Origin of the sequence: Pseudomonas sp. Tri1 (genome assembly GCF_017968885.1) — a bacterium.
Classification (GTDB): domain Bacteria; phylum Pseudomonadota; class Gammaproteobacteria; order Pseudomonadales; family Pseudomonadaceae; genus Aquipseudomonas.
The window spans coordinates 2,716,546-2,741,908 of sequence record NZ_CP072913.1; the positions used below are offsets into that span (position 1 = coordinate 2,716,546).

The window sequence follows — 25,363 nt, forward strand, 5'->3', positions numbered from 1 at the left end:
CGCTTTACATCGGGGGCTCTCTGGCATATTGCTGGCAATCGATAAGTAAAATAACGCCATTTTTTGGCTCAGGGAGCGCTGATGAGTGTTCGTCCATTGAGCGATTCCCCGCAGCAGTCGAACAATTACGTGGCCACCTCTCATCTGCAAGAAACCCCGGATCCTGTCGGCATGGCATACGCTGGCGAAGAAAACACGATTGAACAATTGCTGGAATCAGCACGCAACTGGGCCCATACCACCCAGTGGGTGGTGTATCGCGCCGGTGAACAAATGCACCTGGTCGGGCAGGGCGACCCACGCATGCAGTGGCCGTCAAGCGTTGCGAATGCGGAGTTCGAGGCGTTCTGCCGGACCCGGCGGTTGTACCGCTGGCCGACCGGTAGAGGCGAGAGTGTGCTGGGGTGGCTACTGGCGCCAGTGACCGCTGCCCAGGAGCCGGCGCTTGCCGAGTTTGCCCAGCGCTTGGGCATCCAGGTACAGACCAACACCCTTGCCCGTGCCCAGGTCACTCAGCGTGTGCTGTATGAAATCACCTACCTGGCCAGTTCGACCCGTGACCGTTCCGTGTTCCTGGTGGGGGTCCACCAACTGCTCGCCAGCCTGATCGACGCCGAGAACTTCTATCTCGCGTTGTATGACCCGCGCACAGGCAAGATTGACTACCCGTACTACGTCGACATCATCGACGTCGATGCCGTGGAGTCGCAGCACTACGAATACCTTGACCCTGCGCACCTGTCATTGACCGGCCAGGTGTTGACCAGCGGCCAGCCGCTGCTGATCGACGCCGCCGGCATTTGCGCGGCCCAGGCCGAGGACCGTTTCTATTGTGTGGGTGATCGTCCCGAGTTCTGGATGGGCGCACCGTTGAAAAATGCCGCGGATGAAGTGTTTGGCATGCTTGCCATGCAGGTCTACGACGTTGCGCGTACCTACAGCGCCGAAGACCGCGCGTTGTTTCTGGTGGTGGCCCGTCACGTGGCCATGGCCCTGGACCGGATCCTGAACCGAGAGGGCATGGAAGAAACGGTGAGGCGGCGCACACTGGAGCTTTCGGCACTCAACGACGCATTGCGCCAGGAAGTGGCCGAGCGGGAGCGCGCCGAGCACCTGCAGAGTGCGTTGTTCCAGATTACTGAGCTGTCGAGCCAACCTGGCGACATGGCCGAGCTGTTTCAAACCTTGCATGGCATTGTCGGCGAACTGCTGTTCGCGCAGAACTTCTACATCGCGCTGTTCGACGATGCGATCGGTGAAGTGACCTTTCCGTATTACGTCGATGAACGGGACACGACCCAGCCGGCGGCGCGACGCGGCTGCCGGGGCCTGACCGAATATGTTATCCGTCAGCGTTGTCCCTGCCTGATTGACCCACTCGATGCTGACCGGTTGGCTGCGCAAGGTGAACTGGAAGTGACCTACGAGTCGGTCCGATTCCATTCCTGGCTGGGCATTCCGTTGTTCGATGACGGCGTGGTGCGTGGTGTGCTGGCGGTGCAAAGCTATACCTCGCAGGTGCGCTATACCCTGCGCGACCAGGAGCTGCTGACGTTCGTGTCGCGACACATTGATACAGCGTTGTCGCGCCGCACCGCGGCCGAAGCGATCCATGCCGCCAACCTCAAGCTAGAAGCCCGGGTGCAGGACCGCACCCGCGAGCTCGATCATGCCAACGCCAAGTTGCAACACGAAAACGCCCATGATGCGCTGACCGGGCTACCGAATCGCACTTACCTGCAACAGCGCCTCAATCTGGCCTGGTCGCGGTTCGAGAACGAAGGTGGGCAACTGTCGGTGATGTTCATCGACCTTGACCGTTTCAAGATGGTCAATGACAGCTTTGGCCATCACTTTGGCGACCTGCTGTTGATGCAAGCTGCCCACCGTTTGCGCAGTTGCCTGCGTGAAACCGACATGTTGGCGCGCCTGGGAGGCGATGAGTTTGCGGTGTTGGCACCCGAGGCGCCGCTGGAGGTGGTGATCGAAATCGCCGATCGGATCCTGGCGGTGTTCGACCTGCCGTTTTTCATCAATGGCCACGAAGTTTTTTCCTCCTGCAGTATCGGTATTGTCAGTGCCGACAGTCAGTTCCATCTCGAGCCCGCCGACTTGCTGCGCGATGCCGATGCGGCGATGTACCGGGTCAAGAGTGCCGGGCGCGATAGCTACGCGGTGTTCAATCAGGAAGTGCGCCGTGAGGTTTCGGACCAGGTCGAGCGTGAAGGCGCCTTGCGCAATGCGCTCAAGCGTACCGACGAATTGCTGCCGTATTTCCAACCGATTGTCAGTGTCGAAAGCGGCGAGCTGGTGGCCCTTGAAGCCCTGATCCGCTGGCATCAGCCGGGCGGTCGGATCATCGCGCCGGGCCAGTTTTTGCCGGATGTCGAGGGGTTGCGTCTGATCGGGCGACTGGACCTGTACATGCTCACCAGCATCGCCGTGATCCTTGCTCAGCCCCAGCATGCCAATTGGCCGCCGGTGCATGTCAATTGTTCCAGCTACAGCATGGCACGCCCGGACTTCGCCGAAGATGTACTTGCACTGTTGGCCCGGCATAACGTCGCGCCCTCGCGGATCTGCCTGGAACTGACCGAAGGCGCGCTGGTGGCCGAGCCAGCCATTGCCCGTTTGACCATGCAGCAATTGGCCGATAACGGCATGTCGGTGGTGCTCGATGACTTCGGTGCAGGGTTTTCCTCCCTGAGCTATGTGCATCAATACCGTTTCAGCGGCTTGAAGATCGACAAGTCGTTCATCTTCGAACTGACCAGTAGCCCCCGCAGTCGCGCCATCGTCCGGGCAATCGTGCGGATGGCCGAGTCTCTGGACCTCAGCGTCGTGGCCGAAGGTGTCGAGGATGAAGAGACGCTGCTCTTGCTGCGTGAAATGGGGGCAGGGCAGGCCCAAGGTTATTATTTTGCCAAGCCGATGGGGCTGGATGCCTTGTTGGCGACTTCGCTGCTCGATCGCCAGGCGCCTAAGGACAGCGCACCCGGCAGACCGAGCCTGGGATAAGGTTTCCCTTATGGGTGAGTGGGATAGTCGATGTATCCGCGCTGGTCACCGCCAAAGAAGGTGCTCGGGTCTGGGGTATTGAGCGCTAGCCCGTCGCGGATCCGTCGTGGCAAGTCAGGGTTGGCCAGGAACGGTCTGCCAAAGGCAATGATGTCCGCACGGTTGGCGGCCAGGGCTTGCTCAGCTGTTTGCGGGTCATAGCCTCCGGCGATCATCAGCACACCGTTCCATTGCGTACGCAGCTGATTGATGATCGCGTCCCAGCGCGGATCGAAGTTTTCGTCCTTGACGGTGCCTACCACGGCAGGCTCCACGAGATGCAGGTAGGCCAGGGGCCAGCGGTTCAACGAGCGGACGATATAGCCGAATGTGGCCTCGGGTGTCGCATCACCCATGCCCATGAAGCGTCCCATGGGTGTCAGCCGTACGCCCACGCGTTCTGCCCCTACCTCATCGGCAACCGCTTCCACGACGTCCAGCAAGAGCCGGGCGCGATTCGCCACGCTGCCGCCGTAATGGTCTTCACGCTGGTTACTGTTGCTATTGATGAACTGGTCGAGCAGATAACCGTTGCCGGCGTGAATCTCGACGCCGTCCATGCCGGCTCTCAAGGCGTTGCGTGCTGCGCGGCTGTAGTCGCTGATGATGTCGGCGATCTCAAATGCTTCCAGGGCGCGGGGTGTGGGTACATCCTCCCAAACGCCGTTGCCCTGATCATCGACGATAAACGTCTTGCCTGGAACGGGCAGTGCGCTGGGGGCAACCGGCAGGGCGTTATCGGGTTGGAAACTGGGGTGAGAAACCCGTCCAACATGCCACAGCTGCATGAAGATCCGCCCGCCGGCTTCATGCACGTGTGTGCTCACCTGACGCCAGGCATCGACCTGCTCGTCGCTGTAGATGCCTGGTGTCCAGGCGTAGCCCTGACCTTGGCGGGAAATCTGCGTGGCTTCGGTAATGATCAACGCGGCGCTGGCGCGTTGCCGATAATATTCAGCGTTCATGGCGGTTGGCAGGTCGCCCGGCTGCCCGGCGCGGGAGCGCGTCAGGGGCGCCATGGCCATGCGATGAGCAAGTGTGTAGGGGCCAACCTTAATGGGTTCAAGCAGGTGCTGAGTCATGGATGTTCCTCGTGACGATATGGCAGAGTGCAGCGGTTGGGCACTAACTTAATCCTCCCGGCGTCGAGTGATAATCCAGTCGAAGCTCTACGCTGCATTGCGTCAAACGCAACGCTTTGGGGCGGCGTGAGGCCGGGCTATCGCGCCTGCGCTGACCGGGTCAGGGGAAGGTTCAGCCAGCGCCGGCCCGTGGCATTCGCCACGGCATTGCCGAGGGCGGCGGCCATGGGGCCCTGGACGATCTCGGCGGCACCGAGAAAGGGTTGTCCCGGCTGATCGAGCAGATGCACATCGACTTGCCTGGGCAATTGTGTGAAGCGCAGGATCGGATAACCGCTCCAGTCGTAGCTGCGTACGCCACCGGGGTCGTAACCGACTTTTTCAAACAGCGTCCAGCTGGCGGACTGCACGATGCCGCCCTCCACCTGGTTGCGCAGGCCATCGGGGGTGACGATTTGGCCCACGTCCACGGCTGTCACCACGTGATCGAGTTGCACCTCGCCTGTCAGCGGATGCACCTGTAGACGGACAGCCAGGGCGCAGTAACCCATGATGTTTTTGTAGCGGGCAAACGCGAACCCTATGCCTGAACCCGGTTCGTTGCTTTTGTGCGGCCAGCCGATAGCGTCCCGGACCCGCTCGATCACCGCACGTGCCCGTGGGTCTGTGAGATGGGCGAGGCGAAAGGCGACTGGGTCGGCGCCGGCCTGGACGGCCAGTTCATCGATGCAGGCTTCGATGGCAAAGATATTGATATGCGCCCCCAGCGACCGCATGGCTGAGGTGCGAAACGGCATTTGGGTCACGAAGTTCATGTCGATGCGGGTGGATGCCAGGCTGTACAGCGGCACTGCATTTCGATCGCCATCCCCTTCGGGCTGGGCGATCGGCACCGACGGCGCGGAAACGAACGGGCGAGCCAACAACCGGGCCGGAATCAGCCGGCCGGCGTTTACGATGCGTTCGTTGTGCGGCGTCGTCCACAGTTCATAGGTCCAGTCCTGCAACTTGCCCTGCGGATCGAGGCTGGCCTGGACCTCGGTGAGCATGGCGGAACTGTAGGGCTCCCAGAGATTTTCCTGCTCGCGCATCCATTGCACGCGCACAGGCGTGCCGGCGACGCGCATTGCGATCAATGCGGCATCCGCTGCGGCGTCGTCCGCACCATTGTGGCCATAACAACCGGAGCCCTCGACATGAATGCAGCGTACTCGTTCGACTGCCAGCCCCAGCATTTCGGCGATTCCCGCGCGAAGAGGATAGACCCCTTGGGTATGAGTCCAAACGGTGAGCAGGCCATCCTTGAACCAGGCCACGGCGCAGGACGGGCCGATGGAGCCGTGCATGAGGTACTGTTTGGTGACTCGGGCGCGGTAGCTCGCGCTGGCGCTGGTCGCAGGTGTGCCTTCATGGCTGATCGGGTAGCGGCGGGCGGGCAGGCGTGTCAGTAATCCGTGGATGTCCTGAGGGTCGGGGATCGGTTCTGCGCCGCTCCAGCGCGCCAGCTCATAGCCGCTGCGCATCGCCTTGATGGCCTGCCACTCATCTCGGGCGACCACCGCCAGGTAGTTGCCGTCGCGCACCACCTGTACGACGCCGGGCAGGCGTTTTATCGACTCGGCATCGAAGGCTTCAAGAGCGCAACCGGGACGTGGTGGGCGGATGACCCGCGCATGCAGCATGCCTGGCAGGCGCATGTCCTGGACAAAAGCGGCGCCGCCACTGACCTTGGCCGGGATATCCAGGCGTGGTAGCGAATGGCCGATCAGCTTGAAAGCAGACGGTGGCAGCGATGGCGATTGCGCCTTCGCGTAAAGGTGCAAATCGACACCCTTGACGGCCTCGGCGTAGGACATTCGCTGGCCAGCCGGGCCCTGGATGACGCCCTCGTCAGTCACCAGCAATGCGACTTCCACACCCCAGTTGCGTGCCGCCGATTCCAGCAACAATTGCCGCACCTGAGCGGCGGCGTTGAACAAGGCGGTGCCGCTGTCGAAGATGCTGTGGCTGCCGGCGGTATAGCCTTCGTTCGGGGTCAGGGCGGTGTCGGCGGTGAGCAGGGTGATCGCCCCAGGCGAGACGTGCAGGCGCTCGGCGGCAATCTGCAGGAGGGCTGTTTTTACCCCGGTCCCCAATTCGACTTTACCGGTGTAGACCGTGATGCCTTCGGCACTGACACGGATCCACGCATCGAGGTAGGGATTGGTGCGCAGGCTTCCTGGAAGATCGGGTGCCAGCACGACCGTGCCAAGGGTGTCGACCTCGCTATCGGCCAGCGCATGGCGCGCAGCCGGTACCAAGGTGAACGCCAGCACCAGCGCGCCCCCGCGCAGGAAAGCGCGGCGTCCTTGGTCGACTTCATCGCGAAGGGTCATGTGGCACTCCTGTCTGGCCTGGCAACGCGGCTGATGGCGTCGATGATGCGCAAATGGGTTCCGCAACGGCACAAGTTGGTTGCCATGTGCTCGCGTAGGGTCTGTTCGTCCGGATGGGGATTGCGCTCGAGCAACGCCTGGGCGCGCATCAGCATGCCGGCGATGCAGTAACCGCACTGTGCGGCCTGGGTTTCGATAAAGGCCTGTTGCAACGGGCCAGGACGATCCGCCGTGCCCAGGCTTTCGACCGTACGGATGTGCTTGTTTTCCAGGCCCGTGCAGGGCGTCAGGCAGGAGAACACGGGCTGGTCATCGACCAGCACGGTGCAGGCTCCGCACTGGCCCAGGCCGCACCCGTATTTGGCGCCGTTGAGCCCCAGGTGATTGCGCAACGCGTACAGCAGCGGCATATCCGGCTCCAGCTCCAGCGAATGGAGCGAGCCGTTGACGTTGAGGGTCACTTGGGTCATTGCGCCTCCTGACGTAACTCATCAATAGTGGAAGAAAGATCCGCCCACGGCTGGCCAGGCTTGGCCTGCTCGCGCAGGAACCCGGCCAGGGCGGCGAGCTGGCGGTTGTCGAGGCTGGCAGCGAAAGGTGGCATGCTCGGTCCGGGGCGCCCCGGGGTGGCGGGCACACCTTCAAGCACTGTCTTGAGAAAGTTGCGCGCGCTCGCCGCATGCAGCGCCGATGTACGGTCCAGTGCAGGGCGCCCATCGATCTCGCGCATGGGCGCGGCCGGGCCATGGCAGCCTGCACAGGCGCTCTGGAACAGTAGAGGGCCAGGCGTTTGCCCGATCACCTCGCTGGGAGGTTTGATCGAGGGCGTGACCGGGTTGGGCGCGGTGGCCTTGAGGCTCATGAGATACTCGGCGATCGCGTCGGCATCGCTGGCCGGCATGTTGGCCAGGCTGAGGCTGACCGGCCGCATCGGTCCCGCGGCAGTGCCATGGCCCTCGACCACCTCCGCCCGCAGGTAGCGCGCCAGTTGCTCGCTGCTCCAGGGGAATGTCCGGCTGGCCATACCCAGCAGGGAAGGGGCCTCCCATCCATCTACATGCCCTCCAGCAAGATGCTGGTCGGATTTTTCCGCGCCCAACGGATTGAGCGGCGAATGGCAGCCACCACAATGGCCTGGGCCTTCGACCAGGTAACGTCCACGATTCCAGGTTGCAGATTGTTGGGCCACGGGAGTCAAGGGTTGCTGATGCAGAAACAGCAGGTTCCAGAACGACACCAATGGCCGGATGTTCATCGGGAAATTCATCCGGTTTTGCGCCGCTGGTGCGTGTACAGCGGGGCCACTCATCAAGTAGGCGTAGACGTCCGCGATGTCCTCGTCGGTCATGCGCCGGTAGTACGCGTAAGGGAAAGCGGGATACAGCAAATGCCCATCCCGGGAAACGCCCTCGCGCATCGCTCGCTGGAACGCTGGCAATGACCACTGGCCAATCCCGGTCTCGATATCCGGCGTGATGTTGGTGCTATAGAGCGTGCCGAACGGTGTGACCAGCGCCAACCCTCCGGCCAGGTATTGACCGCCGGGACGGGTATGGCAGACCGCGCAGTCACCGGCTTCGGCTACCCGCGCCCCGCGTTGCACTTGGCTGGAATTCAATGGTGATGGCGCGTTGGCGGGAGCGATCGCCGGGCGCCACATCAACAACGCGGCACCTATTCCACCCACCAAGGCGAGTACGACAGCGCCCACCCACAGCGGCTTGGTTTTCATGATTCGCCCCTTCATTCGCCGGTTCTCCATAGCCAGTGCCCAAGCGTAGCGAAGGGGTATGGGTTGCGGTATTGCCAACACGCGCAATGACGTTTTGCGTCATCGGCAACGCTGGGGTCGTTGCGCCATACGCATCGCTCCATTGCCCCAGCGACGGATTCTCCTGGGCGAGCGTCGCGCCTAGCCTTGGCGACACTCTCTCCAATCGAATGAGGTTTCACCATGGCCACCGGCAACTTTGCGACTACGGCAAATACAGCACAGGCAGGCGAGCGACCGGCTCCAATCTCTAGCACCCTGGTCGCCTTGCTGGCTTTCTGTTGTGGGGCCGTCGTCGCCAACCTTTACTACGCCCAGCCGATCGTCGAGCTGATCGCCCCGCAAATCGGCCTGTCCAGCGCCAACGCCAGCCTGATCGTTTCGCTGACCCAATTAGGCTATGCCGTGGGCCTGCTGCTGTTGGTGCCTTTGGCTGACTTGATGGAAAATCGTCACCTGGTGGTGGGTTTCACGCTCGTCGCCAGCCTGTGCCTGGTAGCGGCAGGCTTCACCGACTCGCCTTCGTTGTTCCTGTTGTTCTCATTGCTGATAGGCCTCACTTCCGTGGCCGTGCAGATTCTCGTACCGCTGGCGGCGCACATGGCACCCGAAGCAAGCCGGGGCCGTGTCGTTGGCAATATCATGAGCGGCTTGCTGCTGGGGATTCTGCTCTCACGCCCACTGTCGAGCCTGCTGGCACAGGCGGTCGGTTGGCGTGGTGTGTTCTTCAGCGCCGCGGCCCTGATGGCGTTGATTGCCTTGGTCATGGCCGTTGCCCTGCCACGGCGCATGCCGACACATCAGTCCTCTTACGGCGAGTTGATCCGCTCTGTATTTGCCCTTGCGCGACGCCACCCAAGCCTGCGAGAGCGTTCCTTGTATCAAGGGTTGCTGTTCGCCAGCTTCAGCCTGTTCTGGACCATCGTGCCCATTGAACTGATTCGCCAACACGGTTTCAGCCAGGCGCAGGTCGCGATGTTTGCCTTGGTAGGCGCCGTTGGTGCGATCGCGGCCCCGATTGCCGGTCGATTGGCGGACGCAGGGCATGGCCAGCGTGGCACCCTCGCTGCGTTGATACTGGCTCCTGTTGCGTTGTGGTTGGGGGCCCTGCCAGGCAGTGGTTATCTCTGGCTGGTGGTGTGCGCCGTGCTGCTGGATTTTGCCGTGCAGCTCAACATGGTTCTCGGCCAACGTGAGGTGTACGCCATCGATCCCCATAGCCGGGCGCGCCTGAATGCCGTGTACATGACCAGTATCTTTGTCGGCGGGGCCCTGGGTTCGTTGATCGCCAGCCCCCTGTATGAACAGGTTGGGTGGAACCTGTCGGCGGCTGCGATCGCCTGTGTTCCAGGCTTGGCGTTGGTGCTGTTCCTAAGCCGTCGCTATCGCAAGGGTTGAGCACAGTCATACAAGACAGCTCGCCCGTGCTCAGGCATAGTCGTCGAGGTGATTTTTCGCTCTCGGAATCGGCTTATGGACAAGTTGCTGGCGCTGAAGATGTTTGTTGAAACCGTGCGTTGTGGCGGCTATTCATCGGCGGCGCGCAAGCTGGGCATTTCCACGTCTTCGGTGACCCGGCAGGTGGCGGCGTTGGAAGGGGAACTGGGCGCCAGCCTGCTCAATCGCACCACGCGCAACACCAGCGTCACGGTCGCCGGGCAGGCCTATTTCGAGAAGGCCCTGGCGATTATCGAGTCCATCGACGAAGCCGATGCCATTGTCGCCGACCGTGGCACCGAGCCCCAAGGGCATCTGCGTGTCAGTGTCCCGGTGGAGTTCGGCCGACGCATCATCGCCCCCCATCTGGGACGGTTGCTCGATCGTCATCCCGGCCTGGAAATCAGCCTGTCGTTGAGCGATCGGGTCAGTGACCTGATCAGCGAGCGAATCGATGTGTCGGTGCGTCTCGGTTCGTCGGTGGTCAGCGATGACATCGTCAGCAAAAGGATCGGCCATTTCCAGCGTTGGGTCGTGGCCAGCCCCGAGTACCTGGCACGGACCGGCCTGCCACGCCATCCCAATGACCTGCTCAAACACCAGTGCCTGCGTTTTGATTATGGCGCAGTGCACCATGCCTGGACTTTCCAAGGTGACGAAGCTGTCTTGAGCCTGAATGTGCAGGGGCGCTTGCAGAGCAATAATGCCGACATCCTGCGCGAGGCGGCGCTGGCCGGTGGCGGCGTGGCGCTGCTGGCCGACTGGCTGGTGCGCGACGATGTCGGCCAGGGCCGTCTTAGCCGTATCCTGGAACACTACGAAGTCAATCCCGGGGCCGCCAGCTCTTGCATCAACGCGCTGTATCTGCCCAACCACCGCGGCTCCAGTCGCATCAATGTGTTCATTGAGTTCCTCGAGGAAATCCTCGTCGCCTGAGCGCTCTTGAAGAAAAGCCGCGACCGCTGAAGGCCGATCGCGGCTTTTCCGATGGCATCGACCAAACCTTTGAGCGTTATTTCTGGCTGAGGGCTGCGATGGAAAGTCCTGACACGATGAAGGTCAGGCCCGCGCCGAGGTTGAGCCCGTTGGCGAGGCGCGGGCGTTGGCAAATGTATTGCGACAGGCGCGTGGCGAAGATGCCCATCAGTGAGAACCCCACGGCCGTCAACAGGGCAAACCAGAACCCGTAGACCAGCATCTGCACCGTGACTGAGCCGAGCGCGGGGTTGATGAATTGAGGGATGAACGCCAGCACGAACAACCCTGGCTTGGGATTGAGCGCCGCTGAAAGGAAGCCAGTCAACAAGATGCTGCGCAGGGGCTGTCGCGCGGCGGGCGCGAAGGTGATCAGGCTTTTGGCGCGCAGCACCTTGATCCCGAGCCAGAGCAGGTAGGCGGCCCCTACCAACTTGACGACCCAGAAGGCGACCGTCGAGGTCTGGATCAGCAGCGTCAGCCCCAGCGAAGCGGTGGTGACGTGAAACAGGATGCCCAGGCCAGACGACAGGCCCGACACGAGAGCGGCCAGGCGACCCTGGCTGAGGCCGCGGCCTATCGCCAGAAGATTGTCAGGGCCTGGAGACAGGACCAGCAATATGCAGGCGGTGGTGTAAGTGAACCAGATATCCATCGGAAACACGGTGACGCTCCCTGTGAGGTAGGTGTGGGGTCAACTGATGATGCCCAGGACAGCCGCCCTGACCACCGCTGCGGTCTTGTTGGTGGCGCCGAGTTTGCTCACGGCGTTTTTCACATGGAATTTGACGGTGTCGAAGGAAATCGCCAGGATCTGCGCGATTTCTTCCTGTGTCTTGCCATCGGCCGTCCAGCGCAGCACCTCGATCTCCCGTGCCGTCAGCCGGTAGTTCTGGGCCTGATGTGAAGGGGCGATCAGCAGCCTTTCCATCACTGGTGCGATGGTCTCGGCGAGCCAGCGCATCTTGAGTTCCTTGGCATTGAGCTCGGTGACATTCAGCGTAGAGCCACTGCGGGCGAGGGTCAGCATGCTCTGGTGACGCGAGGCGTTGGTGCGCGAGCAGGCCCAGCCGTACCTCAGGCCTGCGGCCCGAGCTTCTTCCCAGAACTGCGGCATCTTGCGCAAGAGTTCTCCCTGCCACAAAAAGGGCGTGGTGCAGGCGCGCGCGCGCTGTACCGAAGGGTCGACGAGCAGAAACTCGGCTTCGCTGTATCGGCGCTGCCAGGTGCTCGAGAAATTGCAACGCATCTGCATGACGGGATTAGAAAAGGGCAGGGCTGTACAGACACCGAACGAAAACCATTCGAAATCCAGCTCCCAGGCAAGGCGTTGAACGCCGTTCACCAAGGCCTGCTCGTCTTTGACCGAGCTTGTCCATGCCAGCAGGCTTGCGAGCCAAGTACGCATCGAATCTCCCTTTCCGAATGCTGTTCCCGAGGTTCGTTATACCCCAGCGAAATCAGCTTGGAAAGTCTTCAGGGGCAGTGCCACCTCGGGCTGGCGAAGCCCACCTGCGATGGCATTCTGCTGTCTGCCTACCCCATTGGGTAGGTGGTTTTAACCCTTCACTGTCATTAGGTTTGCTCCTCGCCGGCGGACAGGGGACATGCTCACTGTTGCTCCAGAGCCTTGTTACCGGCGCTGTCCCAAACTCATTGACGGTGGTCGATCCATGCTCGAAGAGATTGTCAGATACAAAGTCCAGGAAACGGCTCAGCGTAAGCAGGCGCACAGTATCGATGCCCTGCTCAAGCGAATTCGTGACGCGCGAGCGCCCCGTCCCTTTGCCGGCACCCTGGCGGGCGAGGGGATCGCCCTCATTGCCGAAGCCAAATACCGCTCGCCGTCGAAGGGCGTGTTGCGTGCCGACTATGATCCGCTGCAGTTGGCGATGGCATACCAGGCTGGAGGAGCCAGTGCCCTTTCGGTCATCGCCGACAGTCGCTTTTTCGGTAATGCGCCGTATGTCGTTGGCATGCTGGCCAACCACCCTGAAATTACATTGCCGGTGATGTACAAGGACTTCATCGTCGATGAGTACCAAGTCTACGAGGCCCGGGCACTGGGGGCCGACGCGGTGTTAATGATCGTCCGCTGCCTGCCGCCTGGCAGCCTTGCGCGGCTGCATGCCTTGGCGAACCAGTTGGGGTTGGATGTACTGGTGGAGACGTTCGACGAGGCGGACATCGACCAGGCGCTGTCGGTCGACGCGTCGATCGTCGGTATCAACAATCGCGACCTCGACACTTTCAATGTCAACTTCGACCGCTCCGCCCAATTGTTTGAGCTCCTGCCTGCGTCGGTCATTGCCGTGGCGGAAAGTGGTGTTGCCGGTCCAAAGGACATGCGGTTGGTGGAGCGCATCGGTTTTGGCGCCGCGCTGGTGGGGGAACGCCTGCTGACGGCTGCCGACCCTTGCCTGGAGGCTCGTCGCTTGCTGGGCACGGATGAGTCGGTATGACGATGCTGCACTCAATAATCCTTGGCTTTGGTCACTGTGGAAGAAACCTGCATCTGGCCAGCCTGCGCTCATTGCATCGCCAGGGCTGCCTGCCCGACGTCGACGCCACCATCACGGTCGTGGATCCCGAACTTGGCAGTGGGTTGGTCGATGGCCTGGTGATGCAGCGCTGCCTGCCCGAGGCGTCGGCCCTACAGGGCAAGGTAGGTGTCGTGCATATCTGTACGCCACCGGCCCTGCACTTGCGTCATGTGCGCGAGGCGCTTATGGCCGGTTTCCGCTACATCATCATTGAGAAACCCATGGTGATGAACCTGGCCGAGGCCGAAGCGTTGCGCTCCATGGAACAACAATATGGCGCGCAGATCCTGGTGGTTTCAGTGTGGGGCCACAGCCAGTTGGTTCCACGGCTCACCCGATGGCTGGAAGCCAGTGGGCAGCCGCTTCGCAGCGTGCACGTCATCCATGACAAACCTCGTTTTTCGCGCTCTTTCACCCGCCATGGCGAACACCTGTTCGACATTGAAATGCCGCACCAAGTCAGCCTGGCCTTGCTGTTCGCAGGTGCTCCGGCGTCCGGGTTTCATGCGCACACCGAAGATCTGCGCGTCGAAGGCAAGCTGCGTCAGGCCATGAAGGCCGGCAGCATCGGCTGGCACGATGAGCAAGGCATCGAGGTGCTGCTCGAATCGGATCTTGCCAGCCCGATCCGCCAACGCAGTGTGCGCCTGCAACTGGAGAGTGGCGAATGCTGCGAAGGATTTTTCCCTGTCGGTGCCGACGATAGCTATGCACAGCTCAGATGTGACACCGAGCACAGTAGCAGTACCGCTCACCAAATCTTCGCTGACGAACCCCTGACAACGTGTGTGGGCGAGTACTACCGCTATTTCAGGAACCATCTGCAAGGTCACGGCGGCGATATGCCTCGCAGCGGCACAGTGGCGTTCAACCAGCAGGTTGTCGAGTTGCTGGAGCAGGCTCGCGGCGTTGCCTCTGCGAGCGCATTGGCGTCGATCAATATGCATATGGCCAAGGAGGCCGTTCGATGAGTGTTCCGTTTTTCCAGATCACCGAAGGATTCACCCGCGCCTTGCCGCTGCTGGAGGAGGGACTGGCAGAGTTTCATCGACAGTCTGGTTGGGTCAATGACCAACAGGTACGGGCTTTTGAGCAGGCCATCGCAACCTATACCGGCGCGCCCCATGCTATCGCCACCGGCAACGCTACCGATTCGCTGATCATCTGCCTGATGGCTTTGGGCATCGGTCCGGGTGATGAAGTCATCGTGCCTTGCTACAGCTTTTTTGCCTCGGTCTCCTGCATCTTGCAAGTGGGGGCGACGCCGGTGTTCGTCGATATCGAACCTGGCAGCTACGCAATCGACTGCTGCTTGATCGAGGCGTGCATCACCCCGCGTACTCGGGCCATCATGCCGGTCCATCTGTTCAGGCAAATGGCCGACATGGACGCCTTGATGGACATCGCCCGCCGACACGGGCTGAGGGTTGTCGAGGACAGCGCCGAAGGCATCGGAATGCGTTGGAATGACAGGCATGCCGGGCTGATTGGGGACCTTGGCGTACTGTCGTTCTTCCCCACCAAGACCCTGGGTGCGCTCGGCGATGCCGGGATGGTCCTGACTCGCGATGCGGATCTGGCCAGGCGTGTGCGACAGATCCTGGACAATGGCCGCGATGCCAGCGGGCTTGCGCAGTGCCTGGGCTACAACAGCCGAATGGACGACCTGCAGGCCTTGTGGCTGAGGGCACGATTGCCCGAGCTGGACCAGGAAATCGAACGGCGTGCCGCGCTTCGCGATGCCTACGACGTGCACCTGGGCTCCTTGGGTGAACACCTGCAGGTGCCGGTCACGTTGCCCCGGGCAGCGCGCCAGCGATGCGTTGACTATGTCTACCTGATCGAGGCTCAGAACCGTGACGGCCTGGCTGAGCATCTCGCTGCGCGAGGGATTGGGGTCGAGGCCTATTACCCGCTGCCGCTGCACCTGCAACCGGTGTGTGCCGGGCCAACCCATGCCGAGGGCCGCTTCCCGGTCGCCGAGCGGGCCGCCACAAGGGCGTTGGGGCTTCCTCTCTATGCCGATCTGACTGCGTCAGACGTTGCCCGCGTGTGCCAGGCGATCACCGAGTTCTATGCCACTGCCGGAGCCCTGTCATGATCAAGTACCAGGATTTCCAACGCCGTTATCCCAATGCCCAGACACAGATACTCGAGATTCTCGCTGCCCGGGTTCAACAAGGCGATTTCATTCTCAAACAGCAGGTCCTGGCTTTCGAGCAAGCCCTGGCAGCCAAGGTCGGCGCGCGCCACGCTGTCTGTGTCAGTTCTGCGACCTCCGGCCTGACTCTGTCGCTGATTGCCTCCGGTATCGGCCCGGGAGATGAGGTCATAACGCCGGCTTTCTGCTACGTATCGGCCGCCTCATCCATTGTGCAGGCGGGTGCAACGCCGATATTCGTGGACGTAGCCCCCAGCAGCGGCGTGCTCGAGGCCGAGGCCGTTGTCCGCGCCCTGACCCCTCGGACGCGGGCGGTATTGGTCGCCCACTTGTTCAGCGGTCTGGCTGACATCGATGCGTTGCGTGAGGCACTGCCCGACGATGTCCTGATTCTCGAGGACAGTGCCACCGCATTCGGTGCGCGCCTGCGCGGCCGTCATGCCGGCACGCTCGGTGACATTGGTGTGTATTCATTTTTTCCGGCCAAACCCTTGGGCGGTATCGGCGACGGTGGCGCGGTGATTACCGACGACGACCAGGTAGCGGGAGCCGTCCGGATGCTGCGCAATCATGGGCAGGACGGCCGCCGGCGCTTTTATCACCAGCGCTTGGGATACAACAGCCGCATGGATGAGACCAATGCCGCCTGGCTACAGGCCCGGTTGCGGGAAAACGACTTGCATCTGGCCCGTAAGCAGGCGATTGCAAAGGCCTACGACGAAGCCATCGAAGCTTGCGATGGCGTGTTGCTCGGCCAGCATCGCGGCACCTCGGATTTCTCCCCTCACGCCTACGTCGTGCGCAGTGCAGAGCGTGAGAGGCTGGCCAAGCATCTCACCGCCCGCGGTATCCAGACCCGCGTGCATTTTCCTGTGCCGCTGCCCGAGCAGCCGGCGTTTGTCCAATGGTCCGCAGGGCCGGCGCACTACCCCAATGCGCGTCTGCTGGGCAAGCAATGCCTGGCATTGCCCCTGTGCTCCGGCATGAGTGACGGGCAGGTTTCGCGCGTCATCGAGGCGTTGAAGGAGTTCAGCCATGCCGAGGTCATTTAAGCTCACGGGGATCGCCGATGAAGGCTGCGCGTCCTTGGCCGAGCAGTTGGCGTGTCATGCGGAACTGGGCTGGCGGCATCTGGAGCTGCGCAGTGTCGACAGCGTGCCGCTGGCCAACCTGTCGGAGCGATCACGCGTATCGATGTGCGATTCGCTGCTCGCACAGTCCGTGGAAGTGGTGGTCTTGGCCTCGCAGATCGGCAATTGGGGCAGCAGGATCGATACCGACTGGCAGACCGACCGGGCCGAGTTGCAATGCCTGTTACAGATGGCCGGGCGTCTTGGGACGCGGATGATCCGTGTCATGTCCTACCCCAATTGTGGCTGGGAAGAGGCTCGCTGGCGGCATGCGGTCATTGAGCGATTCAAGCGTCTGGTCGAGGTGGCCGAAGATGCCGACGTCGTGCTGATACACGAGAACTGTGCCGGGTGGGCCGGCCAGGGAGCCGAGCAGACCCTGCAATTGCTCGATGCCGTTGGCTCGGATCACTTGAAGCTGTTGTTCGATATCGGCAATGGCTTGAGTTATGGCTATGACGCCTTGGCGTTTCTGCGCCAAGTTCTCCCGCATGTGGCGCATGTGCATCTGAAGGATGGGGGCCGGGAAGCGGACGAAGTGCACTACACCTTCCCCGGGGAAGGTCAGGTGCGGGCCAAAGACTGCATCAATCTGCTGTTGGACAAGGGTTACGACGGCTGGTTTTCGATCGAGCCGCACCTGTGCCTGATCCCGCACCTCAAACAGTCGGCTACGGATCCGCATCGACAACGGCAGATCTATCAGGCCTATGCCGGGCATGCACGGGACTTGCTGCAATCGTGCCAGGAGGCGAAACATGCTATTCACGGATAAATACGTAGACCGGCTTGAGCAACTGCTGTGCATCGACACGGTAACCCCGATGGAGACCGGCCAGCCCTCGGGCATCGCACAGGCCAATACGCTCTTCGCCCAGTGGGCGCAGGCAGTGGGCATGCGCGAGGTGTTCAACGGTCCTGGTGCCTTGCCCGATGAGGCGCGGGTGCCGGTATCGGTACAGCGCCGGATGAACGAGGCGCCGCAGTTCCTGGCTTGGCAGCCCCATAGCGTGCTGGAGATCGGCAACGGGCCGCGGGAACGCACGGTCATGTTCAATTTCCACATGGACACTGTGTCGCCCCACCTGCCTGTGCAGGTAGTCGATGGCTGCGTGCAGGGGCGCGGTGCGGTGGACAATAAGGGGCCAGGCCTGGCGGTGCTGGCAGCGCTGGAGGCCTTGCAGATGCAAGAGCCGCGGGCACTGGATGATATCCGCGTGCTGATCCAGGTGGTCGCCGGTGAAGAAGGGGGCGCCATGGGCGTCTATGGTACCCGTTACCTGTGCGAGCAAGGCCACCTGGGCTGTCTGAACATCTTCGTGGAGCCGACAGGACCTGGTTACTTCGATGCTTCTACCACCTCGATGACGTACGAAGTACGGATGGATGGCAGGGATTCGACCGACGACTTTCCGCACCAGGGCGACAATGCAACGCTGGTTCTGGGCTTTGTCGCCCAGGCCATGGCTGCCCAGTTGGCAGAGCCGTTGCACGTGCTGCAGGTGAAGATGACCCTGGCCGGTCTGCATACGGGCATGCACCACAACCGGGTTTACGGTAGTGGGCACTGCCTCTTCAATTTTGCCTATCGCAGTGCCGCTCAGGCGCGGGATGCCGAGGTGCTGGTCGAGCAGGCGTTCGACCAGGCGTTGCAGCAATGCAGTTCACGTTTCGCCCAGAGCCCGCCTTTCCTCATGACCCTCGAACGCCTGCGTACCACCTGCAGCGCTCGCTGGCTCAAGCGCGGCTTGCCGGTCCTGAACAACCACCATGTGGCCTTGCAGCGCCTGTTGGGCGAGGCCGGCATCGTGGCGAACCCGGATGCCGAACAGGCTTTCACCTGCGATGCGATGTGGGCTCAGGGCGACGGCGCCTACAGCATCGTCTGGGGGCCGGGTTCACTGGCCGACAACGGTGCGCATACCTCCCGTGAATTCGTTTCGATCAATGACCTGGAAACCTTCGCAGTTGCTGTGAAGGGGCTGCTACGCCGCTTTGCCGAGCCGATCGAAAACACTCTCAAGCAAGGATAAAACACTATGGATTTCTTCTGCATTGCAGCCAATGAGCTGCATGGGTTCACTGTGGCTGCCCTTAAGGCAGCCGGGTTCACCGCATCCCAGGCCCAGAAGGCGGCGCCCGTGTTATTGCATGCCGATCTGAACGGCCACGATACCCATGGCATTGCCAACCTGGCCAATGTCTACATCGCCGGCGCCCGGAGTGGCGAAATCAATCTGGCCGCCACCGGTCAGTGGATCAGCGACCAAGGGGCCTGCGCCACCCTTGATGCCAATGGCGGGCTGGGGCTGTTGGCGGGACAGCAGGCCATGGAACGGGCCATCGAGAAGGCTCGGGACTTTGGGATTGGCTGTGCGGTGGTGCGCAACAGTTCCCACTTCGGCGCGGCGGGTTTCTACGCCAGCATGGCGCTGGAACACGGCATGATCGGCATGGCCATGACCAACCTGGGTCGTGAGCCCGTCGCTCACCCGTTGGGCAGTGTGGCGCCCTTGATGGGTACGAACCCGATCAGCCTGGCGGCTCCGGTGGCTGCCATGCCAGCGCCATTCCTGTTGGACATGAGCACTACAGTTTGCGCCAGCGGCAAGATCAAACAGGCCATTCGACGCCAGCAAACCATTCCCACGGGCTGGCTTCACGATGCCGAGGGCCGCGAGGTCACCGATCCTGGCACGTACCTGAACGGCAGCGGGATGTTGCCGATGCTCGGCGGGGCTTACGCGGAGCAGGGCGGACACAAGGGCCTGGGGCTGGGCCTGATGGTCGAGATCCTGTGTGGGGTGCTCAGTGGCGCCCAGACGGGTGCGGACCATGCCAGACCGGGGCGCAATAGCATCGGTCACTTCTTCCTGGCCCTGTCTCCCGATGCCTTTGGCGCTGGCGAAGGCTTTCGTTCATCGATGGACCGATTACTCCAGTACATCACGCAGGCGCCCGTGCATTCGGCGTTCGACCCGCTGAGCTATCCCGGCGCGCCTGACCTGAGGGTGCGTACCGAGCGCTTGGCACAGGGCATTCCCGTCGATGCCGCACTGTTGGAACAGCTCGACAGCATCGCGGGACAACTCGGCATTTCACCGATCACGAGGACAGCGGCATGACGATCAGGCTTGGCATCATCGGCATGGGAGTGATTTCCCATTACTACCTCAAGGCGCTGCAAGACAGCACCCTGTGCCAACTGGTGGCGGTGTGCGACAAGGCGTCCGAACGGCTGGCGCCATTCGCAGCGACGGATGTGCGTTGCCACACCGATTACACCACCTTGCTCGCCGACCCGGATCTCGACGCGGTGATCATCAACCTGCCCAACCATCTTCATTTCACCGCCTGTATGGCTGCCCTGAAGGCGGGCAAGCATGTGTGCTGCGAGAAGCCATTGACCCTCGAACTGGACCAGGCCGAACAGTTGCGCGACATGGCCCGCCGCTCGAACCTGACCCTGCTCACGGCCTTTCACCGACGCTACAACATCCACCTGCTCAATGCCGTGAAGCAAGGTCTGTTCAATGACGCGGTGCATGTGCGGGCGCGTTATCACGAGCGCATCGAAGATCATGCCGGCCATGACACCTGGTACCTGGACAGTGCTTCCTGTGGCGGCGGCTGCATTGCTGACAATGGCCCGAATGTCTACGACACGCTGAGCTTCGTACTGGGTCGGTTCGAGGTCACCGGGGCGCAGGTTCGTCGAAATGCGATGGGGATCGACATGGGAGCGTTGGTCACGCTAACCAACGCGGACGGGCTTGAGGCGAGCGTTGAACTGAGCTGGGACTACGCCCACGGCGAACAGAAGGACCTGGTGATCGACTACGCCGACGGACGCCAGGTCGTCGTCGACTTGCTCAAGGACAGCGTGGGTTTCAAGACGTCCCTCTATCACGAATACGAGGGTGTCATCGCCCACCTCGCCCGGAGCATCCAGGGCATGGCCGAAGACGGCTCGATCGGTGTCGATGCGGTGCGGCTGGTGCGCGCCACCTATGCGATGGAGGCCCGCGATGCTCGCTGAACAGCCCCGTCGGCCATCCAAGGCCAGGCTCGAGGCACGGCTGGTGAAGCTGCTCTATCACACTCAGCAAGCACGTGGCATGACGCTGATCGAGCACCGCTCCCGTTGTGTACGGCGCGGCGAGTTGCACGAAGTAGTGACGACCGATCAGGCAGGGGCCGAGCCGGGCGACCGGATTGAGCGGGTCGGCTTCATCGGTTTCGTCGAAATCCAGCAGGCCGGGGTCATCGAACGCGGTGATCGAGTGCTGCTTGGCGATACCTGCGTTGGTCGGGTCATTGGCTTCGACGAATGCCATTTTCCCAACCATTACAACATCCTGATAGCGGCGGACGACCTGCTGACCGGTGGCACCCTCAGGGATTGCGGCTTAGGCAGTTACCTGCACTTCGAGGAAGAACAATGAACGAGATATTCGAGATCAATGTATCGGCAGCGGCGCGTGAGCAGTTCCCAGGCGCCAGGGTCCTGGCAATGCGCCTGCCTGGTGTGGGAAGCGTCGATGGGGCAGGGCTTGACTGGTCGGCCAACCGCGCGGCATGGACAGGTGTGGACAAGGACGCGTTGTTGACCCATCCGTCGATTGCGCCGTATGCGAACTACTACCAACGTGCGGGCATCAACCCGCGCAAGCACCTGCCTTCGGTCGCCAACTTCATCCACCGTGCATTCGGCCGGGCCCAGGCCCGGTTGCCGCGCATAAATGAGGTGGTCGACACGGTCAACTGGGTGGCGGTCTCTACCATGACTTCGCTGGGGGCATTTGATGCCGCGGGAATCGAAGGACCGGTGCTGTTGGACCTCTCTGGCGAGGACGAATCGTACGAGCCCGTCGGCGGTCAAGGACGCGAGCCGCTGCCGGCCGGCCTGCTGGTGCTGCGTGACTCAAAGAAAGTCCTGTCGCTGTTTTCCATTCGAGACACGGTCCATACCGCTACGCATGACAGCACCTCTGAGCTGTTGTTGCTAGGGTGCGTATTGCCGCCACTCGACAGCACGCCAGTCAGGGCGGCCCTGCAACTTGTCGCGCAACGCCTGGGAGGCGGGCGTTCGCCGGCGCTGGAAACCTTGGCGGGACAAGGTCCTTGGTTCGCTGACCATGGTGGTTGTTTTATCGCTGAAACCCTCTCGCCACCGGTCAGCGAACTGACCGAGCGCTATCAGCACATCATTGCCAGTGCAGCGTTCCAGCAACGCTATCGCAGCTTGCTCAAACACTATGTGGGGCGGGCCACTCCCTTGACGCTGGTGGAGAATTTCTCGCGGGAAATCGGGGTGAAAACCTACCTCAAACGCGAAGACCTGGCCCATACCGGTGCGCACAAGATCAACAATGCCCTGGGACAGGCGCTGCTGGCGCAGATGATGGGTAAACGCCGCGTGATCGCAGAAACAGGCGCAGGCCAACATGGTGTGGCGACCGCGGCGGCCTGTGCCCTGCTGGGGATCGAATGCGTGATCTACATGGGCTTGCGTGACATGCAACGCCAAGCGCTGAACGTACAACGCATACGCCTGATGGGCGCGCGGGTAGTGGCGGCCACCGGCGGGACCCAGACACTCAAGGACGCGATCAACGACGCCCTGCGCGACTGGGTGGCCAATGCCGACACAACATATTACCTGCTGGGATCGGCGTTGGGCCCGCACCCATACCCGGCCATAGTCCGCTATTTCCAGAGCGTCATCGGCGACGAGGCCCGGCAGCAGTTCGCAGCGCTTGAGGACGGAGCACTCCCGGATGCGCTGGTGGCATGTGTCGGAGGGGGATCGAACGCCATCGGCCTGTTCTCGGCCTTCATCGAGGAGCCTGGCGTGCAACTGTTCGGTGTCGAGGCCGCCGGCCAGGGCGAGAGCAGTGGCAATCACTCGATTCGTTTCGGCCAGGGCGGACAGAGCCGGTCCGGGGTCTTGCAAGGGTGTCGCTCCTACGTCCTGCAGGACGCCAATGGGCAGATAGGTGAGACCCACAGCATCGCGCCCGGGCTGGATTACCCAATGGTCGGGCCCGAGCATGCCCAGTTGCGTGACAGCGGTCGCGCCAACTATCTCTGGGCCAGCGATGACGAGGCGCTGCAAGCCCTCCAACTGCTGTCGCGCTGTGAAGGCATCATCCCGGCCCTGGAAAGCGCTCATGCGTTGGCCGGCGCCATCAAGGTCGCGCGGCAACTGCCCCAGGGAGCGCGAATCATCGTCAACCTCAGCGGGCGTGGCGACAAGGACATGCAAACCATTGCCCAGCTCACGAGTGCGGAGGAAAACCCCCAATGAACCGTATCGACAGCTGTTTCGCCGATCTCGCCCGGCGGGGCGAGAAGGCACTGATGCCTTACCTGACGGTCGGCTATCCGGCATTGGACAGCCTGCCGGAGCTGGTAAAGGCCGCACGCAATGCTGGTGCCGATGTCATCGAGCTGGGTGTGCCTTTCTCCGATCCGGTCGCCGATGGCCCGGTGATCCAACAGACCAGCCACGCAGCGATTGCCAATGGCATGACCATGACGTTGGCGTTGAAGCAGATCGCTGGACTCCCCCAGGACGAGCAGGCGCCCGCCCTGGTGGTCATGACCTACACAAACCTTCTGCTTAATCATGGCTACGAGCGGTTCGCCGCGCAGGCGGCTGAGGCGGGCATCAGTGCGGTGATTGTCCCGGACATGCCCGTCGAAGCCAGTGGTGAGTTACGCGCTGCCTTGGAGGCACAAGGGTTGTATCAGATCCTTCTGATGACGCCGAACCTCAGTGACAAGCGCCTGCGCGCGATTGCCGAACACGCCAAGGGGTTCATCTATCTGGTATCGGTGCTGGGCACGACCGGTGAACGCGACCAACTGGCCGACATCGGCCCGTTCGTGGAAAGGGTACGGCGATTTACTGACTTGCCTTTGGCTGTCGGTTTCGGCATCGGCACCCCCGAGCAGGCCAGGGCCATGTGGCAGCAGGCAGAGGGCGTGATCATTGGCAGCGCCTTGGCACGCCGGCTGGATGATCCAAGCGAAGCCGCTACGCAGGCCCATCACTATCTGGCGGCTTTCAAGACCGGGGGGCGGCGATGAATAGCTGGCAACAGGGAACGATCAAGGTGTGCGGGGTCCGGACTCCGGAGGATATCCAGGCATGCCTGCAGGCCCGTGTCGATCTGATCGGCCTGGTCATGGTGCCCGGTTCCAAGCGCGAACTGTCGCTCAAACAGGCAACGATCTTGCGCGATCTGATCGGTGACCGGGCCAGGGTCGTGGGCGTGTTCATGAATCAGCCGTACAGCCAGGTGTACGAAACCACCCAGGCCCTGGACCTGGATCTGGTGCAGTTGCATGGCCAGGAGCAGGGGCGTTGTTGGGAGCAACTGGGACGGCCTTTGATCCGTCGTGTGATGCCGTCGGATTACCGCCGCGATCGAAGGGCCTCGGCGCTGCCGCTGGTCGATGCCGGGGCAGGCCATGGGATTGCGCATCCTTGGCCGGCAGCGCGCTACCCGGAGGCGATGATCGCGGGCGGTTTGACGGTCAACAGCGTCGCCGCGTTGATCGAAGCGCTCGAGCCTGCGGCCGTGGATGTGTCCTCGGGGGTGGAGTCGTCGCCAGGTTGCAAGTCGCCCCAGGCTATTGACGAGTTCTGTCGAAATGCCCGGATCGCCTTCGGGCAAGTGCGACGCGTGCAACGCAGCAGCAATCAGTAATGACGGCAGCCGCCGTGGCCTGCCAACAGGCGGGATAAGCCCAGGTAACAAGTGAGGGAAAACAATGCCGCAGAACGTGCGTGGAGTGGTTGCACGGTACAGCCAGGGGGAGCCGGTCGAGGCGCATCAGCTGCAAAGTGCCTTTCGAGCGTTGATGCAGGGGCAGTTGTCGGATTCGTTGATCGCTGCGTTGCTGGTGGCTTTACAAGTGAAAGGCCTCGATAGCCAGGCGATCGAGTGTGTTGCCCGTGTGGTGCGTGAATTTCTGGTCCCGGTCCGGCATTCGGTGGCGGGTCCGCTGGTGGACCTGTGTGGAACAGGAGGGGATGCGCGGGCCACGTTCAATGTATCGACCACCGCCAGCTTCGTGGTGGCCGCGGCGGGTGTGCGGGTGGCCAAGCATGGCAATCGCAGTGTCAGCTCGACCTGTGGCAGCGCCGATGTGCTGGAGGCGCTGGGCCTGGATTTGCAATTGACGCCCGCGCAGATCGCGACATGCCTGGAACGGGTGGGAATTGGCTTCATGTTCTCGCCAGTCCATCGACCGGCTCTGCCGGGCTTGACGCGGGTCCGCAGTGAGCTGGCCATCCGCACCATTTTCAATGTCATCGGCCCGCTGACCAACCCCGCCGCGGCGAGCAGGCAATTGCTGGGTGTGTTCAGTGCCGAGCTGGTGCCGATCATGGCGCAGGTACTCAGGGCACTGGGCAGCGAGCGGGCGCTGGTGGTCCACGGCGAGGATGGCTTGGACGAGATTTCCCTGTCCGGTAGCACGCTGGTCGCTGAGCTCTGGGATGGCGACATACGCCAGTACCACCTCCACCCCAGCGATTTCGGACTGAAAGTGTGCGATCTGGCGAGCCTGCAGGTCAGCAGCATCGAACAGGCCCGGGCGTTATGCCTGGAAGTGCTTGCGGGTCGGGAAGGTGCTCCACGCGACATTGTCCTGCTCAACAGTGCCGCGGCGCTCTACCTGGGCGACAAGGCCGGGAGTATCGCCCAGGGGCTGGAGCTGGCGACCGACATTCTGGACAGCGGACAGGCAATGCAAACCTACGAAACGTTGTTGTCATTTACCCGTGGATTGCGAAATTGAAGGCACAGCCGGGTTTCA

General features: G+C 62.1%; 22 protein-coding genes and 1 pseudogene. 17 read left to right on the top strand and 6 right to left on the bottom strand.

The window, feature by feature from the left end; genetic code table 11:
* The first annotated feature begins 81 nt into the window (after positions 1–81).
* Positions 82–3,018, top strand: coding sequence for an EAL domain-containing protein (locus J9870_RS12070; protein ID WP_210644285.1), 2,937 nt, complete (start codon positions 82–84; stop codon positions 3,016–3,018).
* 8 nt (positions 3,019–3,026) lie between these two features.
* Here J9870_RS12070 and J9870_RS12075 read toward each other — a convergent pair whose 3' ends face one another.
* The 4 genes from J9870_RS12075 to J9870_RS12090 all read right to left on the bottom strand — a co-directional run bounded on the left by J9870_RS12075 (position 3,027) and on the right by J9870_RS12090 (position 8,246).
* A complete protein-coding gene (locus J9870_RS12075; protein ID WP_210644287.1) occupies positions 3,027–4,139 on the bottom strand; it encodes an alkene reductase in 1,113 nt (370 codons plus the stop codon).
* Between the two features lie 137 nt (positions 4,140–4,276).
* Positions 4,277–6,514 carry a molybdopterin cofactor-binding domain-containing protein gene (locus J9870_RS12080; protein WP_210644289.1) on the bottom strand — a complete coding sequence of 746 codons (2,238 nt, stop codon included), beginning with the start codon at positions 6,512–6,514 and terminating at the stop codon, positions 4,277–4,279.
* Positions 6,511–6,984: a (2Fe-2S)-binding protein gene (locus J9870_RS12085; RefSeq protein ID WP_210644291.1), complete on the bottom strand. Its 474-nt coding sequence runs from the start codon at positions 6,982–6,984 to the stop codon at positions 6,511–6,513. Before J9870_RS12085 ends, J9870_RS12080 begins: the two co-directional genes overlap by 4 nt.
* Positions 6,981–8,246 carry a c-type cytochrome gene (locus J9870_RS12090; RefSeq protein WP_210644292.1) on the bottom strand — a complete coding sequence of 422 codons (1,266 nt, stop codon included), beginning with the start codon at positions 8,244–8,246 and terminating at the stop codon, positions 6,981–6,983. Before J9870_RS12090 ends, J9870_RS12085 begins: the two co-directional genes overlap by 4 nt.
* A 222-nt stretch (positions 8,247–8,468) precedes the next feature.
* On the opposite strand from J9870_RS12090, the gene J9870_RS12095 reads away from it, so the two are divergent.
* On the top strand, positions 8,469–9,683 hold the full coding sequence (locus tag J9870_RS12095) for an MFS transporter (protein ID WP_210644294.1): 1,215 nt from the start codon (positions 8,469–8,471) through the stop codon (positions 9,681–9,683).
* A 75-nt stretch (positions 9,684–9,758) separates the two neighbouring features.
* Complete coding sequence (locus tag J9870_RS12100) at positions 9,759–10,658, top strand: LysR family transcriptional regulator (protein WP_210644295.1); 900 nt, start codon at positions 9,759–9,761, stop codon at positions 10,656–10,658.
* Positions 10,659–10,734: 76 nt separating this feature from the next.
* On the opposite strand, the gene J9870_RS12105 is transcribed toward J9870_RS12100, so the two are convergent.
* The gene (locus tag J9870_RS12105) at positions 10,735–11,361 is read right to left on the bottom strand and encodes a LysE family translocator (RefSeq protein WP_246883107.1); all 627 of its coding nucleotides are present in this window, start codon (positions 11,359–11,361) and stop codon (positions 10,735–10,737) included.
* 30 nt (positions 11,362–11,391) lie between these two features.
* Positions 11,392–12,105, bottom strand: a complete 714-nt coding sequence (locus tag J9870_RS12110) for an autoinducer binding domain-containing protein (protein WP_210644297.1) — start codon at positions 12,103–12,105, stop codon at positions 11,392–11,394.
* A gap of 265 nt (positions 12,106–12,370) precedes the next feature.
* Here J9870_RS12110 and J9870_RS12115 point away from each other — a divergent pair, with 265 nt between their 5' ends.
* The 14 genes and pseudogenes from J9870_RS12115 (at position 12,371) to trpD (ending at position 25,345) form a co-directional block, all read left to right on the top strand.
* Positions 12,371–13,159 carry an indole-3-glycerol phosphate synthase TrpC gene (locus J9870_RS12115; RefSeq protein WP_210644299.1) on the top strand — a complete coding sequence of 263 codons (789 nt, stop codon included), beginning with the start codon at positions 12,371–12,373 and terminating at the stop codon, positions 13,157–13,159.
* Positions 13,156–14,211, top strand: a complete 1,056-nt coding sequence (locus tag J9870_RS12120; RefSeq protein WP_210644301.1) for a Gfo/Idh/MocA family oxidoreductase — start codon at positions 13,156–13,158, stop codon at positions 14,209–14,211. The genes J9870_RS12115 and J9870_RS12120 overlap by 4 nt, the downstream gene beginning before the upstream one ends.
* Positions 14,208–15,341 (top strand): DegT/DnrJ/EryC1/StrS family aminotransferase, encoded by a 1,134-nt coding sequence (locus J9870_RS12125; protein WP_210644304.1) that lies wholly within the window; start codon positions 14,208–14,210, stop codon positions 15,339–15,341. Before J9870_RS12120 ends, J9870_RS12125 begins: the two co-directional genes overlap by 4 nt.
* Complete coding sequence (locus J9870_RS12130; protein ID WP_210644306.1) at positions 15,338–16,453, top strand: DegT/DnrJ/EryC1/StrS family aminotransferase; 1,116 nt, start codon at positions 15,338–15,340, stop codon at positions 16,451–16,453. Before J9870_RS12125 ends, J9870_RS12130 begins: the two co-directional genes overlap by 4 nt.
* Entirely contained in the window at positions 16,437–17,306 is an 870-nt protein-coding gene (locus J9870_RS12135; protein WP_210644308.1) for a sugar phosphate isomerase/epimerase family protein, read from the top strand. The genes J9870_RS12130 and J9870_RS12135 overlap by 17 nt, the downstream gene beginning before the upstream one ends.
* Entirely contained in the window at positions 17,290–18,564 is a 1,275-nt protein-coding gene (locus tag J9870_RS12140) for a M20/M25/M40 family metallo-hydrolase (RefSeq protein ID WP_210644309.1), read from the top strand. Before J9870_RS12135 ends, J9870_RS12140 begins: the two co-directional genes overlap by 17 nt.
* A 6-nt stretch (positions 18,565–18,570) precedes the next feature.
* Positions 18,571–19,656, top strand: a complete 1,086-nt coding sequence (locus tag J9870_RS12145; protein WP_210644311.1) for an Ldh family oxidoreductase — start codon at positions 18,571–18,573, stop codon at positions 19,654–19,656.
* Positions 19,653–20,570 (top strand): Gfo/Idh/MocA family oxidoreductase, encoded by a 918-nt coding sequence (locus J9870_RS12150; RefSeq protein WP_210644313.1) that lies wholly within the window; start codon positions 19,653–19,655, stop codon positions 20,568–20,570. The genes J9870_RS12145 and J9870_RS12150 overlap by 4 nt, the downstream gene beginning before the upstream one ends.
* Positions 20,560–20,976, top strand: a complete 417-nt coding sequence (locus J9870_RS12155) for a hypothetical protein (protein WP_210644315.1) — start codon at positions 20,560–20,562, stop codon at positions 20,974–20,976. The genes J9870_RS12150 and J9870_RS12155 overlap by 11 nt, the downstream gene beginning before the upstream one ends.
* Positions 20,977–21,044: 68 nt before the next feature.
* A pseudogene (locus tag J9870_RS29485) lies at positions 21,045–21,497 on the top strand (phenylalanine--tRNA ligase beta subunit-related protein); the annotation flags it as partial.
* A 132-nt stretch (positions 21,498–21,629) separates the two neighbouring features.
* Positions 21,630–22,841, top strand: coding sequence for a tryptophan synthase subunit beta (gene trpB / locus J9870_RS29490; RefSeq protein WP_246883143.1), 1,212 nt, complete (start codon positions 21,630–21,632; stop codon positions 22,839–22,841).
* The gene (gene trpA, locus J9870_RS12165; RefSeq protein WP_210644319.1) at positions 22,838–23,626 is read left to right on the top strand and encodes a tryptophan synthase subunit alpha; all 789 of its coding nucleotides are present in this window, start codon (positions 22,838–22,840) and stop codon (positions 23,624–23,626) included. Before trpB ends, trpA begins: the two co-directional genes overlap by 4 nt.
* Positions 23,623–24,249: a phosphoribosylanthranilate isomerase gene (locus J9870_RS12170; protein WP_210644320.1), complete on the top strand. Its 627-nt coding sequence runs from the start codon at positions 23,623–23,625 to the stop codon at positions 24,247–24,249. The genes trpA and J9870_RS12170 overlap by 4 nt, the downstream gene beginning before the upstream one ends.
* 64 nt (positions 24,250–24,313) lie before the next feature.
* Positions 24,314–25,345, top strand: coding sequence for an anthranilate phosphoribosyltransferase (trpD, locus tag J9870_RS12175; RefSeq protein ID WP_210644322.1), 1,032 nt, complete (start codon positions 24,314–24,316; stop codon positions 25,343–25,345).
* The last annotated feature ends 18 nt before the right edge of the window (positions 25,346–25,363 follow it).